At 40.3% G+C, this 18,724-nt stretch carries 12 protein-coding genes; 7 read left to right on the plus strand and 5 right to left on the minus strand.

Annotation, left to right across the window (positions count from 1 at the left end; all coding sequences use genetic code 11):
* Positions 1 to 10 precede the first annotated feature (10 nt).
* The 7 genes from ACWXWT_RS00980 to ACWXWT_RS01010 all read left to right on the plus strand — a co-directional run bounded on the left by ACWXWT_RS00980 (position 11) and on the right by ACWXWT_RS01010 (position 13,818).
* The gene (locus tag ACWXWT_RS00980; RefSeq protein ID WP_456039754.1) at positions 11 to 2,059 is read left to right on the plus strand and encodes a DUF1302 domain-containing protein; all 2,049 of its coding nucleotides are present in this window, start codon (positions 11 to 13) and stop codon (positions 2,057 to 2,059) included.
* A gap of 13 nt (positions 2,060 to 2,072) precedes the next feature.
* The gene (locus ACWXWT_RS00985; RefSeq protein ID WP_456039755.1) at positions 2,073 to 3,437 is read left to right on the plus strand and encodes a DUF1329 domain-containing protein; all 1,365 of its coding nucleotides are present in this window, start codon (positions 2,073 to 2,075) and stop codon (positions 3,435 to 3,437) included.
* 57 nt (positions 3,438 to 3,494) lie between these two features.
* Complete coding sequence (locus ACWXWT_RS00990) at positions 3,495 to 4,505, plus strand: WD40/YVTN/BNR-like repeat-containing protein (RefSeq protein WP_456039756.1); 1,011 nt, start codon at positions 3,495 to 3,497, stop codon at positions 4,503 to 4,505.
* Positions 4,506 to 4,555: 50 nt separating this feature from the next.
* The gene (locus ACWXWT_RS00995) at positions 4,556 to 6,862 is read left to right on the plus strand and encodes an efflux RND transporter permease subunit (protein WP_456039757.1); all 2,307 of its coding nucleotides are present in this window, start codon (positions 4,556 to 4,558) and stop codon (positions 6,860 to 6,862) included.
* Between the two features lie 328 nt (positions 6,863 to 7,190).
* On the plus strand, positions 7,191 to 12,035 hold the full coding sequence (locus ACWXWT_RS01000) for an NAD-glutamate dehydrogenase (RefSeq protein WP_456039758.1): 4,845 nt from the start codon (positions 7,191 to 7,193) through the stop codon (positions 12,033 to 12,035).
* A gap of 61 nt (positions 12,036 to 12,096) precedes the next feature.
* Positions 12,097 to 13,116: a quinone-dependent dihydroorotate dehydrogenase gene (gene pyrD, locus ACWXWT_RS01005; protein ID WP_456039759.1), complete on the plus strand. Its 1,020-nt coding sequence runs from the start codon at positions 12,097 to 12,099 to the stop codon at positions 13,114 to 13,116.
* Positions 13,117 to 13,284: 168 nt separating this feature from the next.
* Positions 13,285 to 13,818, plus strand: a complete 534-nt coding sequence (locus ACWXWT_RS01010; protein ID WP_456039760.1) for a cell division protein ZapC — start codon at positions 13,285 to 13,287, stop codon at positions 13,816 to 13,818.
* A 168-nt stretch (positions 13,819 to 13,986) separates the two neighbouring features.
* Here the strand turns inward: ACWXWT_RS01010 and ACWXWT_RS01015 are convergent, their stop codons facing one another.
* The 5 genes from ACWXWT_RS01015 to ACWXWT_RS01035 form a co-directional block, all read right to left on the minus strand.
* Positions 13,987 to 14,736 (minus strand): SDR family oxidoreductase, encoded by a 750-nt coding sequence (locus tag ACWXWT_RS01015; protein ID WP_456039761.1) that lies wholly within the window; start codon positions 14,734 to 14,736, stop codon positions 13,987 to 13,989.
* 73 nt (positions 14,737 to 14,809) lie between these two features.
* The gene (locus ACWXWT_RS01020) at positions 14,810 to 15,511 is read right to left on the minus strand and encodes a histidine phosphatase family protein (RefSeq protein ID WP_456039762.1); all 702 of its coding nucleotides are present in this window, start codon (positions 15,509 to 15,511) and stop codon (positions 14,810 to 14,812) included.
* A 2-nt stretch (positions 15,512 to 15,513) separates the two neighbouring features.
* On the minus strand, positions 15,514 to 16,581 hold the full coding sequence (locus tag ACWXWT_RS01025) for a phosphotransferase family protein (RefSeq protein WP_456039763.1): 1,068 nt from the start codon (positions 16,579 to 16,581) through the stop codon (positions 15,514 to 15,516).
* Complete coding sequence (locus ACWXWT_RS01030) at positions 16,581 to 17,417, minus strand: SDR family oxidoreductase (protein ID WP_456039764.1); 837 nt, start codon at positions 17,415 to 17,417, stop codon at positions 16,581 to 16,583. The genes ACWXWT_RS01025 and ACWXWT_RS01030 overlap by 1 nt, the downstream gene beginning before the upstream one ends.
* Positions 17,418 to 17,428: 11 nt before the next feature.
* A complete protein-coding gene (locus tag ACWXWT_RS01035; RefSeq protein WP_456039765.1) occupies positions 17,429 to 18,649 on the minus strand; it encodes an acyl-CoA dehydrogenase family protein in 1,221 nt (406 codons plus the stop codon).
* Positions 18,650 to 18,724 lie beyond the last annotated feature (75 nt).

The following is an 18,724-nucleotide window of genomic DNA, read 5'->3' on the forward strand; positions in this document are numbered from 1 at the left end:
ATGAACTAAAATGAATATTGTTAAAAAAAGTTTTAATAAGTCGGCTCTCGCTTTGGGGGTGGTGTCGGCTTTATGTTTGGGGATGAGTTCTTCTGCATCAGCAGTGTCTTTCAATTGGGGTGATGTACGCGGTACATTTGACTCAACTTGGACCGCAGGTGCGAGTTGGCGTGTATCTGACCGTAATTGGAACGACCAAATTGGCAAAGTAAACCAGCCACAATTTGACTGGTCTGGTTACTCTGCATTCGGCGGTGCTTTTGGGTCGAGTAAATACACTTCAGCTGAAACTTGGGCGCAATCAGGGTCTTATTCAAGTAATAATGATTTAAGTAATTTATTGTATGCGCAAGGTGATACAACTTCAGAGATTGTTAAAGGTCTTCATGAACTCTCACTTAAGTACCAAAACTACGGTGTTTTTTTACGCGGTATGTATTTCTACGATCGTAAGTTAAATGATGGTGATTATGATTTTAACGATCCACTGACCGGTAAAGAATTTGATCCTTGTGAAGATGACAAAGCGTCGGAAGTGCAATGTAAAGACATACGTCTGTTAGATGCATTTGTTTATGGTAATTGGGATTTTAATAATGGAGCGAATCCATTAAGCGTTCGTGTGGGTAACCAAGTGGTTTCATGGGGTGAAAGCACTTTAATTTCTCACGGTATTGCTGAAATTAATGCTGTTGACCTAAATATTCTTAATGCACCTGGTGCTGAACTTAAAGAAGCATTTCGTCCGCAAGGTATGGTGTGGGCATCATTAGGGGTCACTGAAAATTTAAACCTAGAAGCATTTTATCAATATGATTGGCAACCAATTTGGATCCCTACACCGGGTTCAAATTTTGCGACCAATGATTTTGCTGGTTACGGTGGTTATAACCAAAATGCACAGTTGGGCTTCAACTCTAACCCAGACATCAATCAAGATTTCCTTATTTCAGAATATTCGCGTCTATATGCAGCTGCAGCAGCGAGCGGATTTGATGCCCAATATGCCTCTGCTATGCTGTCTTACTCAACTAAAACGGCATTAGTGCAAGATGCTGCCGATCCGAGTGATGATGGCCAGTTTGGTGTTAAATTAGGTTATTACTCTCCAGAATTGGGTGAAACTGAATTTGGTTTGTATTACATGAACTATCACAGTCGTAGACCTATCATCAGTGGTACAGCGTCAAACTTTACCGCAGAAGCGATTGGCCGCGATTATGGCCGTTTAGCACAAAGTGGTGGGGTTATTGACCGTGAGTTGCTACTGAGCATGGAAACCTTCACTAAATCACAAATTGTATATCCGGAAGATATCCAATTGTATGGCTTTAGTTTTAATACCTTAGTGGGTGACACCTCTGTTGCTGGTGAAATATCACATCGTGTAGATGAGCCATTGCAAATCGATGACGTTGAATTGTTATTTGCCGCGATGCCTCAGCAGTTAGCTAATGCAGGTTTACGTCCAGATCTTGATGGTATTTCGCAAATGGATTCACCTGTTCCTGGTGAAACAGTTGATGGTTATATTCTAACTGATACCACTCAAGCACAGATGACATTTACTCACTTATTTGGTCCAACGCTTGGTTTAGATAATTTAACCATGCTTGCAGAAGTAGGTGGTGTGTGGATCCACGATATGCCAGGGTTTGATGAGTTACGTTTAAATGGCCCTGGAACCGCACGTTCTGGAGGCAATCCAGAAATGACCGGCATTATTGAAGCTCTTCATAACGGTCCAGAAACCAATCCATTTCCAACCGATTTTGCTTGGGGTTATCGTTTAGTGGCTAAAGCTGACTTTAACAACGTGTTTGCTGGGGTAAACATGTATCCTCGAGTGATTTTTTCACACGACGTTGACGGTATTACACCGGATCCTATGTTTTTATTCACCGAGGGCAGAAAATCTGTCGCCTTGGGTGTAAGCTTTGATTATCAGAGTCGTTGGGGCGCGGATATTTCTTACAACAGCTTCTTTGGTGGCGTAGGAACAACTAATGCTATGACTGACAGAGATTATGTCTCTTTCAACGTCAAGTATTCGATTTAAAAGGATAATTATAATGAAAAAACTGACGATATTATCGGCAGCAGTGATTATGGCACTTGGTGCACCTGCTGCGCTGGCGAAAGTATCACAAGCTGATGCAGACAAATTAGGCACAACATTAACGCCGTTAGGTGCTGAAAAAGCAGCTAATGCAGATGGTTCTATCCCTGCTTGGAGTGGCGGAATAAGTGAACCTATTGCAGGTTACACTAAGGGGATGCATCACCCAGATCCTTTTGCTAATGACAAAGCACTATTTACCATCACAAATGCAAATAAAGCCCAATATGCTGATTTTTTAACACCGGGTCAAAAAAAGCTATTTGAAGTCTATTCAGATACTTATAAAATGAATGTCTATGAGAGTCGTCGTACAGCTGCTGTGCCTCAATATGTTTATGACGCGACAAAGGCTAATGCTGTTAGAGCTGAATTAATCTCTGAAGGTAACGGTATATCTGGCGCAACAATCGGTGTTCCTTTTCCTATTCCAGCTAACGGTTTGGAAGTCATATGGAACCACATTTTGCGTTATCGTGGTGTAGATGTTGAAACTTATCGTAGTCAAGCTGCGCCAATGTCTAATGGTTCATACACTTTGGTTGAAAACGCTGAGGAGATCCGTTTTGAATATTCTCGTCCAGAGGTGACATTAGAAAAACTTAAAGAAACCAATACACTGTTTTACTTTAAACAAGTCGTCACCCAGCCAGCACGATTAGCTGGTACGGCATTACTTGTTAAAGAAACCATGGATCAGGAAGCGCTTCCTCGCCAAGCTTGGACCTATAACACAGGACAACGTCGCGTTCGCAAAGCACCTAATGTTGCTTTTGATACACCAGGCACAGTGTCTGATGGTTTACGAACTACCGATGATTTTGATATGTTTAATGGTTCTCCAATGCGTTATAACTGGGAATTATTGGGTAAGAAAGAAGTTTTCATTCCTTACAATGATTACCGTTTACATTCAGATTCATTAAAATATGATCAAATTCTAAAACCTGGTCATATTAACCCTGAATTTGTACGTTATGAAAAGCATCGTGTTTGGGAAGTAAAAGCAACATTGAAAGAAGGCATGCGACATACTTATAAATCACGTGTGTTTTATATTGATGAAGATTCTTGGCAAATAGCCGTCACTGATATCTATGATAATCGTGATGAACTTTATCGTGTTGGTGTTGCTCATCTTATCAACTACTATGAAGTACCAGCACTTTGGAGTACGCTAGAAGTATTCCATGATCTTCAATCGCGCCGTTATTTAGCGATGGGGTTAGACAACGAGGGCCGTATGTACAATTTTGATGCATCACTTTCAGAAGCTAACTTTACACCAGACGCATTAAGACGTGCTGGTATTCGTTAATAAGACATAAACACAATGGGGCGCATAGCGCCCCTATAAATTGTAAAGGAAGTTTGTATGACGTTTAGCATGCTTCGCAGTGCTGTGGCGATTGGGATTAGTGCATGTTTATATACTGCTTCAGTAGATGCTCAACTCGATCCGCTTTCTGTTCAAATTCAACCCTTAGCTGAATCCTCTTTATTACTCGATATTGCCAATGCCGGAGATAAACTCGTCGCTGTTGGTCAGCGTGGTAATGTCCTGTTATTAGAGAATAATAAATGGCATCAAGTTGCTACACCTGTTGTTTCGCAATTAACCAAGGTGTTTTTTTTCGATGCAAAACACGGTTGGGCCGTCGGACATGATGCAACCATCATCCATACTCAAGACGGTGGAACAACTTGGTCTGTGCAAATGCATTCTGCTGAGATTGAAAAACCTTTTTTCGATGTGCGCTTTTATAGCCCGTTAGATGGTATTGCTGTTGGGGCATATGGTTTATTTTATCGTACTGCTGATGGTGGCAAGACATGGCAAGATGAATTTCATCAAGAGTTGCTGTTTGAAGAAGATGTCGCTTACTTAAATGAGCTCAAAGCAGAAGATGAAGCATTGTATTTATCTGAGAGAGCATCATTATTACCTCATTTTAATCGTTTGATCCGACTCAAAGATAAGCGTTTATTGCTTGTGGGTGAGTTGGGTATGGTTGCGGTATCAGATGATAATGGCAACACATTCTCAAAAACGAATTTTGACTATGAAGGTTCAATGTTTAACGCCATATCGGTCGGTGATGATGTTTATGTTATGGGGTTACGTGGTCATGTGTTTAAGTCTGACTTAACTTTAGCAACATGGCAAGAAGTCGATTTACCTGTTAAATCATCAATTAATAGTGCACTTATTACACCTAATGATGACTTATATCTAGTTGGAAATGCTGGAGTTGTATTGTCAGTCGATAATGGTAAGGGTGATATTGTTGCCAGACGCCAAGGTGAAAATATTGTGGCAATTGCTCAAGACAGTAAAGGCCAGTTATGGTTCGCCGGTTCTAAGGGACTGTTCCAGCTTGATTAACCTCCGGGTTAGATTGGAAAAATTAAAACAACAATAATAGGGCCGAAAAGATGTTAGAAAAACTGGTCAATGGATTTGAATCTCATTTATTCCGTAATCGAAAATGGGTCATCATTTCATTTATTTTTATTACTTTTTTTTTAGGGTACCAAGCCAGCCAATTAAAAATGGATGCGGCTTTTAGTAAAAATATCCCACTTAATCATTCATATATGCAAACGTACACCAAACATCAAAAAGATTTTGGTGGCGCTAACAGTATTATGGTGGCCGTAGAAGATACCAGTGGCAGTATATTTAACCCGGTATTTTTCGATGCATTGAAAAATGTACATGATCAATTATTTTTTATCCCAGGAGTGGAACGCTCGCAGGTAAAATCACTTTTTTCTCCTTCTACGCGTTTCACTGAAGTCGTTGAAGACGGTTTTGCCGGTGGTCCGGTTATTCCTGCCGATTTTCGTAATGATGATTACGGGCTTAAAATTGTTCGCGATAATATTGAAAAAGCCGGTATAGTCGGCCGACTTATTGGCAATGACTATACTTCTGCGATGGTTTCTGCACAGTTAATGGAGTTTGATCCACAAACGGGTGAGGCCATTGATACTATCGCGTTTGCTAACCAGCTAGAGCAAGAGCTGCGTGGCAAGTTTGAAAATGATCAGATTAAAATTCATATTATTGGTTTTGCCAAAATGGCAGGAGATGTTGCAGAAGGCGCTAAAGGCGTATTACTGTTTTTCTTGATTGCCATTGCCATTACTACTGTGATGGTATATATGTTTTCTAAATCAATAATATTAACGGTATTGCCATTAATCTGCAGTTTAGTCGCAGTATGTTGGCAATTAGGTTTATTGACTGTGATTGGTTTTGGACTAGATCCCATGTCAATTTTGGTGCCATTTTTAGTGTTTGCTATTGGTGTCAGTCACGGGGTACAGATGATCAATGCTGTCCGCCGCCGAGTGCTGGATGGGCAAACAACCAAAGCGGCTTCGGCTTCAGCGTTTCGTAGTTTATTAGTACCTGGTGGTGTTGCTTTACTGTCTGATACGGTAGGTTTTTTAACCTTACTGTCAATTGACATTGGTATTATTCGTGAGTTGGCTATCTCTGCATCATTAGGGGTTGCTGTTATTATTTTAACTAACCTCATATTGCTGCCACTGGTGATTTCATATTTTGAATTACCGAATAAGCAAGATAATCCTGAGAAACGTCAGAAGATTGAAAATATTTGGCGTGTTTTATCAAAATTTGCTACCCCAAAATATGCCATTGTTGTATTAGTTTCAACAGCGGTACTCTATGTTGCAGGTTTTCAACAAGCTTCGAAAATGAAGATTGGTGATTTACAGGGTGGGGCACCGGCACTGCATCAAGATTCACGCTATAACCAAGATACTTTTTTTATTACGGACCATTTTTCAATCACAACGGATGTGATGACCGTCATTGTTGAAGCCACTCCTGAAGCCTGTACATATCATTCAGTGTTATCACAAATAGATCAGTTTGAATGGATGATGGCAAACACGCCTGGCGTTGAGTCAACGGCTAGCCTGGCTTCAATTGCAAAAAAAGTGAATGCTGGTTTTAACGAGGGGAACCCTAAATGGGAAGTGTTGCCTCGTACCACAGCCAGTTTAGTGCAAGCTGTGGGACAGGTACCGACAACCTCTGGATTACTCAATAGTAATTGCTCAGTGATGCCCGTTTATTTGTTCTTAAAAGATCACAAGGCTGACACAATTGAGGTAGTGGTTGATAAAGTTAAATCTGTTGCGACACAATTGAATTCAGACACATTACAATTTAAGTTAGCATCTGGCCCTGTGGGCGTTATGGCGGCAACAAATGAAGCTGTTAGTGCGGCTCAGCTACCAATGATGTTATATGTATATGGTGCGGTTTTTGTATTATGCTTGATTAGCTTTAAATCATTTAAAGCTACGGTTGCAGTGATTATACCTTTGTATGTGGTGTCCACATTAGCGCAAGCGTTAATGACCCTACTTGATATTGGTCTAGCGGTCAGTACCTTGCCTGTTATTGCATTAGGGGTTGGTATTGGTGTGGATTATGGCATTTATATTCTATCTACCATGTCAAATAAACTCAGCAATGGTATGCCTGTACAACAAGCGTATTTTGAAGCATTAGTCGAGCGTGGTAGTGCGGTTATCTTTACTGGCTTAACATTAGCCATTGGAGTGAGTACTTGGTTTTTCTCTGCCCTTAAATTCCAAATGGACATGGGAATATTGCTCACCTTTATGTTTTTAGTAAATATGTTAGGTGCAATTATTATTCTACCGGCCCTCTCTGCAATGTTCTGGCGAAAAAAGTAGATTAAACAAATGATTAAATTAAAAAGGGAGCTTAGCTCCCTTTTTTGTTTTGCATAGTTAATCTATGCAAACGACTTAAATGTCATTTTAAACATAAAACGATACTGTCGACTGGATTTATAGAGGATGTACCACTAAAATTTTCCTCGATATAGCAGCAATTTAGTAATAAACTTTGCACCAGATCTCAGATATGAGTTTCTTTTGTTAAACGCAAAGCAGTTATTGACGTGATAGACACAAAATGACTCGGACCTACTGAATCAACAAGCCGAAGCATCCATATAATGATAAGAGCGCTGCCATAGACGCTTAAGGAATCTGCAACATGGCCTTGAAAGATGCAATGCCTTCTGTACTACTTGAAAATGTAGTCAATTTAATTCACACAAAAATCCCTAATTCTCAAGCTAAACAAGTGGAGCAATTTGCTAATTGTCTCTACGCCCATATGTCAAAAGACGATCTCAATGCGCGTAATGACAGTGATTTATATGGTGCCGTTGTGAGCCTGTGGAATGCCCTCAATAAAACTGCCGAGGATAAAACTCATATCAGGGTCTTTAATCCTAGCCAAGCAAAACATGGTTGGCAGTCAACACACAGTATTATCGAAGTTATACAACCTGATATGCCTTTCTTAGTTGATTCATTAATGATGGCATTAAATCGTATGGGCATCACAGCTCATGTGATGTTACATACCCCACTTGCGGTGATCCGTGAAAACAGTAATGTAACCAGTGTGTCATTTTTAAATGATGCCGCTGATGATTGTGGTAGTGTTGCAGTATTTTTAATTGAAATAGACAAGCAAAATAGCGATGCCGATATAAAAACGATTGAAAAAGAAATTCAGTCGGTACTTGCTGATGTTGCTGCTTCCGTTAATGACTGGCAAGCCATGTCTGATACGTTGACTAATACGATTAAACAATTGCCTTCGCGTCCATTCCCTGGCGAAAAGGCAGAGTTACAAGAATCTATCGATTACTTAAACTATTTAAATAATCATCATTTCACGCTGTTAGGTTATCGTTATTATGATCTAAAAAGGGTAGAAGGTGATGTTGAATTAGTCCCTAATATAGACTCTAGCCTTGGCTTGATGAATCGCTCTAAAACATCCCATACAGAACGCGGTTTATTGCTGTCTTCATTATCAGACTCCGCCCGTAAAGAAGCGCTAGATCAAAGCCTGTTAGTGTTAACAAAGAGTTCAGCAAAAAGTCGGGTACATCGTCCTGCTTATGTAGACTATATAGGTGTTAAGCGTTTTGATAAAAAAGGTAATGTTATAGGTGAAGATCGTTTCATCGGTTTATATGCATCAAATTTATATAATCGCAGTCCACGTGAAATACCACTATTGGGTGAAAAAGTGCAGCGGATCCTTGACCACTCAGGGTTAACACCACGCTCACATGACTACAAAGCGTTAATGAATATTCTCGAGAATTTACCTCGTGATGAGCTCATTCAGGCAAAAGACAATGAGTTAGCCAATATCGCTCATGGTGTGTTGGAAATGCAAGACCGCGATAAGCTAAAGCTGTTTGTACGTAAAGACGGTTATGGCCGTTTTTTATCGTGTTTAGTTTATGTGTCCAAAGACCGTTACAACACCAAATTACGTCAAGATACTCAGCGGATTCTGGCACAACATTTCCAGAGCAATGAAGATGTTGAGTTCACTACCTATTTTTCTGAGTCTACTCTGGCTCGAACTCACTATATTATCAAAGTTGATAATAACAATATGGAAGTTGATGTGGCCGCCATTGAAAAAAACCTTATCGAAGCTGCTCGTTCATGGGATGACAAATTACACACCGCATTAAACAATGCAGTGGGTGAGCAAGCAGGAACAGGGTTAACTAAACGTTACTTCAACGCATTTCCACCAAGCTATAAAGATGACGTACTTCCAAGTTCTGCTGTGGTTGATATGCAGCATTTAGAGGCTTTGGATGATGATCATAAATTAGGCATGTTGTTCTATCAACCACAGGAATCGGCGTTAAACGACAATAAAGTGCGTTTAAAGCTATTCCATAAAGATGAACCGATCCACTTGTCTGATGTATTACCAATGTTAGAAAATTTTGGTTTGCGCGTGATCAACGAGCGTCCATATGAAGTGAAAACCAATGACGGTTCAACCTTCTGGATTTTAGACTTCCTGATGACAGTGCAAGGTGCTGACACTGAGAACTTAGCTGATAGCCAAGACCGTTTCCAAACGGCTTTATTGCAAGTATGGCAAAAAACCTTGGAAGATGACGGTTTTAACCGCATGGTGCTTTCTACCGGCTTAAGTGGCCGTGAAGTCTCTATTTTGCGTGCTTATGCTAAATATATGCGCCAAATAGACGCGACCTTCAGCCAATCTTACATTGAAGAAACGTTTAGCCGTTATCCAAAACTTGCAGATTTACTGGTGAAAATGTTCATCCGTAAGTTTAATCCCAAGTTAAAAACGCGGACATTAAGTAAATTCCTTGAACAAGTGGATATTCAGCTAGATGATGTTTCAAGTTTAGATGATGATCGTATTATTCGTCGTTACTTAGATTTAATAAACGCGACATTACGAACCAATTTCTATCAAACTGCAATTGGCGGTAAGCCAAAAGACTATATTTCGTTTAAGTTTGCACCAGACTTAATTCCTGAAATGCCTAAGCCTTTGCCAAATTTTGAAATATTTGTATATTCTCCTCGTGTTGAAGGTGTGCATTTACGTGGAGGTAAGGTTGCTCGTGGAGGTCTACGTTGGTCTGATCGTCGTGAAGACTTCCGAACCGAAGTGCTAGGCTTAGTAAAAGCACAACAAGTTAAAAACACTGTTATTGTTCCAGTTGGCGCAAAAGGTGGATTTGTATGTAAGCAACTTCCGACAGAGGGCGGTCGTGAAGCGTTCTTTACTGAAGGGCAAGAATGCTACCGTATCTTCATCCGTGCGTTATTAGATATTTCTGACAACATTGTTAACGGCGAAGTCGTACCACCTGTTGATGTTGTTCGTCACGACGAAGATGATCCGTATTTAGTCGTAGCAGCCGACAAAGGTACTGCGACCTTCTCCGATATTGCTAACGCCATCGCAATTGAATACAACTTCTGGTTGGGTGATGCATTTGCTTCTGGTGGTAGTAACGGTTATGACCATAAAAAAATGGGGATTACTGCACGTGGCGCATGGGAATCTGTTAAGCGTCATTTCCGTGAAATTGGTGTTGATTGTCAAACAACACCTTTTAGTTGTGTTGCCGTAGGTGATATGGCTGGTGATGTTTTTGGTAACGGTATGCTGCTGTCTGAGCAAACTCAATTGGTTGCAGCATTTAACCATATGCATATCTTTATTGACCCAACACCGCGTATTGAAGAAAGCTATACCGAACGACAACGCTTATTTGCTTTACCTCGCTCAAGCTGGGAAGACTACAATACCAAGCTCATTTCGAAAGGCGGCGGGATATTCTTACGCTCAGCGAAGTCAATTAAATTGACACCAGAAATTAAGCTGATGCTTGATACCAGCAAAGACACAATGACCCCAACAGAATTGATGAAAGAACTGTTGAAAATGCCTGTAGACTTAATTTGGAATGGCGGCATTGGTACATACGTTAAGTCGAGTAAAGAGTCACATGCTGAAGTGGGTGACCGTGCGAATGATACATTACGTGTTAACGGCAAAGAAGTTCGCGCTAAAATCATTGGTGAAGGCGGTAACTTAGGCTGTACTCAATTAGGACGTATTGAATATTGTGCTAATGGTGGCCGTATGAATACTGACTTTGTCGATAACGTAGGTGGTGTAGATTGTTCTGATAACGAAGTTAATATTAAAATTTTCTTAAACACCCTAGTTGCAGAAGGTGAGTTAACTGTTAAACAGCGTAACCGTTTACTTGAAGATATGACTGACGAAGTCAGTGAGATTGTGATTCAAGATTGTAAAGACCAAACTAGAACGATTTCGGTCACTCAAGTACATGGTGTGTCACAACTTAAAGAACAAATTCGTTTTATTCAGTATCTTGAAAAAGACGGCAAACTTGACCGCGCACTCGAGTTTTTACCATCAGATGATGATTTAGCCGATCGTTTAGCTAACGGCCGTGCGTTAACGCGTCCAGAGTTATCGGTACTTGTTGCTTACGCTAAGATGGTCCTGAAAGAACAATTAGTGACACCAGAAATCACTGAAGATGCGTTCTTAAGTAAGTTGTTAGTGGCTTATTTCCCTAAAAAGTTACAAGCCAAATATGCCGATAAAATGACTGCACACCCCTTACGAGGTGAAATTATTGCCACTTCATTAGCCAACGAATTGGTCAATGATATGGGCTTTAATTTTGTGCAACGTATGCAAGATGAGACCGGTGCAACAGTTGCGGAAGCGGCGATTAGTTATACTATGGCCCGAGAAATCTTTGGCCTTGATGAACTAACCACATCTATTACTGACTTAAACGGTGTTATACCCGCAGTTGTGCAAGGTGAAATGTTGCATCAACTACGTCGTAATATGCGCCGTACATGTCGTTGGTTTATTCGTCATCGCAATCGTGCCCATGATATTGACCAAACTATTGCTTTCTTTAAGCCAGTGTTTGAACAGCTTAAAGCCAATGTTGATCAATACATGATTGAAGCTGAAGTGAACGTTATTTCTGATGAGATTACAGCCCTAACGAATGAAAATGTGCCTAAATCAGTTGCAGAAATTGTGGCTAAAATGAGTACATTATTTTCTGCGTTAGACATTGCACAAATTGCCAAAATTGAAAATAAATCAGTTGAGTTGGTTTCTGAAACTTATTTAAAACTAGGTGCTAAGGTTGAACTACATTGGTTCTTAGAACAAATCAGTGCTCAACCTGTGGCGAATCACTGGCAAGTACTTGCCCGTGCCGCCTTTAGGGAAGAGCTTGATTGGCAACAGCGCGCATTAACCTCTGCAGTTTTACGTACTTGTACGGACACTTGCGATGCTGATAGTGTTATTAATCAATGGATTACGTTAAACAAACCATTGCTTGGACGATGGTATCACATGTTAGCTGATTTTAAGGTTTCTCAAACCCATGAATTTGCAAAGTTCTCAGTCGCCTTACGGGAACTTAACTTACTGATTTTGCATTGCGAAGGTCAGAAGTAGTTTTTATAATGTGAATAAGCCCTGGCGATTGCCGGGGCTTTTTTTAGGTCTAGGAGAAAACATGTTTTACAAACTCGCACAAAAAGTAATGTTTCAGATGGACCCTGAGTTAGCCCACAATATCGCAATTGGCAGTTTGAAATTAACAGGCAATAACCCGCTAAATTGTTTCTATCGTCAACAGGTTAAATCTGCTCCAGTAACGTGTATGGGCTTAACATTTCCAAACCCTGTTGGTTTAGCCGCAGGACTAGATAAAGATGGCGAATCAATTGATGCATTTCATGCCATGGGTTTTGGCCACATTGAAGTTGGGACTGTAACACCACGTCCTCAGCCAGGTAACGATCAACCTCGTTTATTTAGATTAAAGCCAGCCAAAGGCATAATTAATCGCATGGGCTTTAACAATAAAGGCGTTGATAATTTGGTTCGTAATTTAATGGCCAAAAAGTCTGACATTATGGTCGGTGTCAATATTGGGAAAAATAAAGACACACCAGTTGAGCAGGGCAAAGATGATTACTTAATTTGTATGGAAAAGGTATATCAACATGCCAGTTATATTGCTGTTAACATCTCTTCCCCTAATACTCCTGGTTTACGTTCTATGCAATATGGCGAATTACTAGATGATTTGCTCAGTTCGATTAAAGCAAAACAAACTGAGTTAGCAGATAAATACGGAAAGTATGTTCCAGTGGCTCTTAAAATTGCTCCAGATTTAACCGCCGATGAAATCCAAGCGATTGCAGATGCTTTGTTGAGTAATCATTTTGATGGCGTAATAGCAACTAACACGACATTAAGCCGTGATACTGTGGTTGGCTTAAAAAATGCCGAAGAAATGGGCGGTTTGAGTGGTAAACCATTAACTGAGTTATCAACTCAAGTGATCAAACAATTAGCGATATGTTTACAAGGAAAGATCCCGATCATAGGTGTTGGTGGGATCAATAGTGCGTCAGATGCGATTGACAAATTTGATGCCGGCTCAACTATGGTGCAGATATATTCAGGGTTTATTTATCAAGGCCCTAAATTGGTTGATCAAATTATTAATGCATATTGTACAAAATAACGTCTTTAACGCGAAAGTATTGATCAAAAATCATGCCGCGATCGAATGTTTGATCGTTCGATCGTGCTAACACTATGAAATTTATGTTATAATTTTTAATTAAATTTTGATATTGGCTGAAAAACACTCTATTATGCAAAGGTCTTTAGAATTTAGGTATAAACAGTCATGTTATTAATGCCAAATAAGGACTGGCATTGGGAATATAATGAAAGCTTGAAACAATTAAGTATTTCATTAGGTTCCGAGATGGAGTTCTTAACCCCATACAAACAAAAAACATTAATTCCAGATGCATTGACTGCAGCTGAATTTACGCTTGAACACGCAAAATTCTATATTAAGATGCTAGAAACATTGCCTAAAGTGTTGCATATTTCAGATGCTGGTATTGTCCAAACTGCGCTTAATGCCACCGCGGCTCATTTTTTATTGCAGCCTCAAATGCCAAAATCGTGGTTTTTTGACGTTAGTGATGAATGCGTTTATTGCGAAGTCGGAAAGTTATTTCAACTTAATTGTGGTTATTCTAAAGTATTAGCATTAGTGGTTGAAAATGGTTTACAAGCGGCTACAGTGATGATTTTATCGCAACATTGTCAGTTATCTGAAAGTAAATCATTAGTTCAATTTGATACGATTAAAGTGATGCATAATCGGTTACATCCCTTACGTAAAGTTAAACAAGTGGTAGCCGCTTAATCCGGTTTCAAAGTGAGGATGTGATAAATAACGAACAATCTTGCTTATCACATTTATTGTACTTGGAGACATGATTTAGCTTTAAATTATGGTTATTAAACACAATAAAAAAGCCAAACCAAAAGTTTGGCTTTTTTATTTGTCAATGTTGTACAACAGTGACAGTGATTAACTCATTTTACGTATTAGGCTACTAGGTGCTATACGCAATATCCAATGTAAAATAGCCCAAGGATAACTGGGAACATAAGCATTTGCTTTCTCTTTTTGAATGGCTTTTACTATGGCTTTACAGCCTGTCTCAGCATCGACCATAAATGGCACTGTTTTGACTTTTTCATTAATCTCAGTACGAATAAAACCAGGGTGTACACATGTGACTTTGATCGGTGTGTTCATTACATCAATGCGAATACCTTCTGACAGGGAGGTTAATGCCGCTTTTGTGGCGGCGTAGACGGTCAGTGCTCGCCTGAATCCTCGGACCGCACTGATAGAGGATATTGTCACAAGGTGGCCGTTATTTTGTGCTCTAAAGATGGACATAGCCGCTTCACACTGGGCAATGGCTGCAATAAAATTGGTTTGCGCAGTTTGTAAATTGGCTTCAAAAAATCCACTACCAATTGATCCTCCTTTACCCATACCAGCATTGACAATCACTCTGTCTAGTTGTCCTAACTCTTGCTTAAACTGGTTAAAGATGTCGAACACTTGTGGGTGATCATTCACATCAAGAGATTTAATTAATACTTTGATATTAGGGTTAATGACTAACAGTTCTTTTTTTAATTCTTCAAGACGTTCGATTCTTCGTGCGCATAAGGCTAGGTTATGATTTTTTTTGGCAAACTCAATTGCCATACCACGTCCTAAACCCGAGCTTGCCCCTGTTATTAATATATTTTTTCGTTTCATAATATGCTCTTTATTATTGTAATATTGATAATTTTATGACGTAGCATTTGTCATGCTGAACCAATTTTTAGGTTTAAATTAAGCTGTGTAAATGTCTTTGTGAACCATCGAAAAAACCATGTTCATTCATGGTAATTAAACTTAATCGTTGCCGTTTTAGTTGTAATTGGGTGATACTGCAATTGACCAATTGTTTATTAATATTAAAAAATTCAGCTTCGGGAATCGACAATATTTGCATTATCGCAGCGCTAATAACACCGCCTGAAGTAAATATAAATACAGTGTCATCTTGCTTTGTGTACGAGATGATTTGTTGTAAACCAATACTGACTCTGTTGTAAAAGTGTTGCCATGACTCGCTATAATTTGTTGAAATAGGAACGTGCTGCCACTGTAAAATAGCTTGGTTAAACAGTTTTATAAATGCCCGACTTGGAGAGGCTTGTTGATTAAGGTACTGTTTCATTACATCAGGTTTGGCTAAATCTGGTCTAAAAACGGCAATGACGTTTTCATGATTGAACTCATTCCATTCTGGACTGATCTGTAATGAGTCGTGGAGTAATGGGGGATCTATGGTTGATAAACAGGCATCTCGCGTTTGTTGATGTCGGGTCATGTTGCCGCAAATAACATGGTTAGGCTGAATTAAGCGCTGGTTAAAATACTCACCTAAATGCCTTGCTTGGCTAAGGCCTAAACTTGATAACTTGTCATAGTTATTAGCGCCAAAGCTGGCTTGCCCGTGACGGATTAAATAGATATTCGCCATGGTTATCCTTTTTGCTTCATTGCACGGCTACAACGCCACAATAAATAATGTGAAAAAATCCAAAATTGCTTAAATGCAGGGTTGCGTGTTTGTTTATGGTGATAGCGATAATAAATTTGCTGCACTATGCCTGCTAAACGGAATAAACCAAATACTTCATAAAAACGAAAATTATCAATGGTGATATCCATTTTATCGCAATAATATGCAACAACTTGCTGTCGAGTGAGCATACCGTCAAGGTGTGTGGGTTGGCGGCGAGTCGTTTGTGCTAAAAAATCATCATCTGCTTCAACCCAATAGGCGAGGGTATTACCCAAATCCATTAATGGGTTTCCCAGTGTCGCCAGTTCCCAGTCGAGTACTCCATTGACCTTGCTAATGTCATTTGGATCTAACACCACGTTATCAAACCGAAAGTCATTGTGGGTTAAGCAAATAGTTTCTTGTGCTGGTTTATGTTGTTGTAGCCAAGCCATCACTTTTTTACCTGAGGGCACATTCCAGGTTTTAGCTTGAGTGTAGCGTTGGCTCCAACCGTCAATTTGGCGCTGCGTATAACCTTCGCCTTTGCCGATATGGTTAAGATTAGCGGCATCTATATCCACTTTGTGTAATTCGATTATACAATCAATCACATTGGTGCAAAGTGTTCTGGCTTGCTGCATATCGACTGTTAATCCTCTAGGAAGGTTTTGCCTGGGGATAATGCCATTGAGCTTTTCCATGACATAGAACTCAGTTCCTAATACATTTTCATCTTCACAATGTGCCAGCATTGCAGGTACATAGGGGTAAACGGGTTTAAGTGCTTGCTGTAATCGATACTCGCGCCCCATGTCGTGGGCACCTTTTGCTTTTGTGCCTTTGGGGGCGCGGCGCAAAATAAGCTCGCGATTGGGGTAGCTTAAACAGTAAGTCCAATTGGATGCACCGCCAGTGTACTGGGTTATGGTTAATTTTCCCTCAAGCCCGTCGATATGTTGTTTTAACCACGGGTCAATAATCGCAACATCAAGCTCCTCGCCGGCACGAACCGCTTTGGCTTTATCAAGATATTGTTGGTTCATTAAGCTTGTTCCTCCCTTAGCAATTGCCTAAGACGATGTGTTTGTTTCAATACTAATTTAAAATACCAATGCAAAGGCAATAAGCGTTTTAACTGATAAAGCCGCTTGCCTTGTTGATGTGTTAGTAAGAGAAATTGTTTTTTACTTTCACCTTGATAAGCAATATCTGCTACTTGCGCTGCATTTATGGGAGACTTATCAAATAACTTACCCAGCAGCTTTTCCATTGTAGGTATTTGGGTACGTAAACTGCTACCTAGGTTGGTTTTAAAGAAGCCTGGGCATAATACGCTAACATTGATATTGTCATCGGCAAGTTCTAAGCGTAATGTTTCTGATAACGACACCACTGCCGCTTTTGATGCGTTGTAACTGGACATAAACGGGATTGGAGTCAAGCCAGCTTGTGAAGCGACATTGACAATACTGCCAATACCTTGTTGTTTAAAAATCGGGATAAACTGTTGGCACATATTCACAATACCAAACACGTTGATTTCCATTACCCAGCGCCATTGCAAAATAGGTTCAACTTCAATTTTATCTGCTGACGCTACGCCGGCATTATTGATTAACACATCGATATGTTGCCAACGCTCATTCAGTACTTGTACGAGCGCTGTAATGCTGTCTGTGTTGGTAATATCGCAAGGCACGAAAAATGCCTTGCCTCCTAACGCTTGGATTTCTTGGCAAACCTGTTCGCCAGCGGGTTGGTTAATATCTGCAACGCACAATTCGGCATGCTGACTCGCCCATTTTAGTGCCAGTGCTTTACCTAAACCCGATGCTGCGCCGGTGATCACCACATTTCGTGATTTTGTTATTGGTTTCATTGTCATCACCATTACTTGTACTTAGCTAACTCAAGGCGTGACACCATGGCCATATGCACTTCATCGGGGCCATCGGCTAAACGTAAACTTCGTGCCATAGCCGCAAATCCTGCTAATGGTGCGTCATGGTTCATTCCTGCACCACCATACATTTGAATCGCCATATCGACGACTTGGGTCAGCATATTAGGGACAACCACTTTGATTGCAGAAATATCGGTCATGGCAAATTTGACGCCCAAATTATCAATTTTCCACGCGGCATTCAGTGTCAGTAATCTGGCTTGCTCAATTGCCATACGCGCTTGAGCAATACGTTCAAGGTTACCACCAAGTTTGATAATCGGTTGACCAAAGGCAACTCTAGATTGTCCGCGCTCAATTGCTAATGATAAGGCTCGTTCTGCAGCGCCAATTGCACGCATGCAATGATGAATACGGCCGGGACCTAATCGACCTTGAGCTATTTCAAAGCCTTTACCTAAACCCATGATCACATTGCTTTTAGGCACACGTACATTGACGAGTTCCATTTCTCCATGACCATAAGGGGCATCATAATCACCATAGGCGGTTAACATACGTGTGATGCTGACACCTGGCGTGTCCATCGGCACCAATACCATGCTATGACGTTGATGTTGAGGTGCGTCGCTATGAGACAGTCCCATAAAGATCATCACTTTGCTGTTTGGATGACCCAAGCCCGTCGACCACCATTTGCGACCATTAATTACCACATCATCACCGTCTTCAATGATGGTAGCTTGCATATTAGTGGCATCTGATGAAGCGACGTCAGGTTCTGTCATTGCAAATACTGAGCGTATTTCACCTGTAAGTAGCGGCGTTAACCATTGCTGCTGTTGTTGCTCATCACCAAAGTGATAAAGCACTTCCATATTACCGGTATCTGGTGCATTACAATTGAAGATTTCTGGTGCAAGAAGTGAACGGCCCATTTCTTCCGCCAAAGGGGCATATTCAACACAAGTTAACCCTTTACCTAATAAGGCGTCAGGTAGAAATAAATTCCATAACCCTTGCGCTTTTGCTTGGGCTTTTAGCGCTTCAATTTGCGGTAACAATTGCCATTGAGTCCAATCGCTATTGTGGTTAAGGAGTCTATTTTCGGTAAACAATTCTGCTTCAATAGGTAAAATCTTGTCATTAATAAATGAGGTTACTTTCGCTAAATATTGTTGTGATTTTTCTGTAGCGTAAATATTCATCCATGCATCCCTATGAGGTGAGTCTAAAAAATACTCATTGCGTGACTTGCTTAGTTATGTTGTCAGCATATAACA

It is taken from the genome of Shewanella sp. A22 (assembly GCF_053850585.1).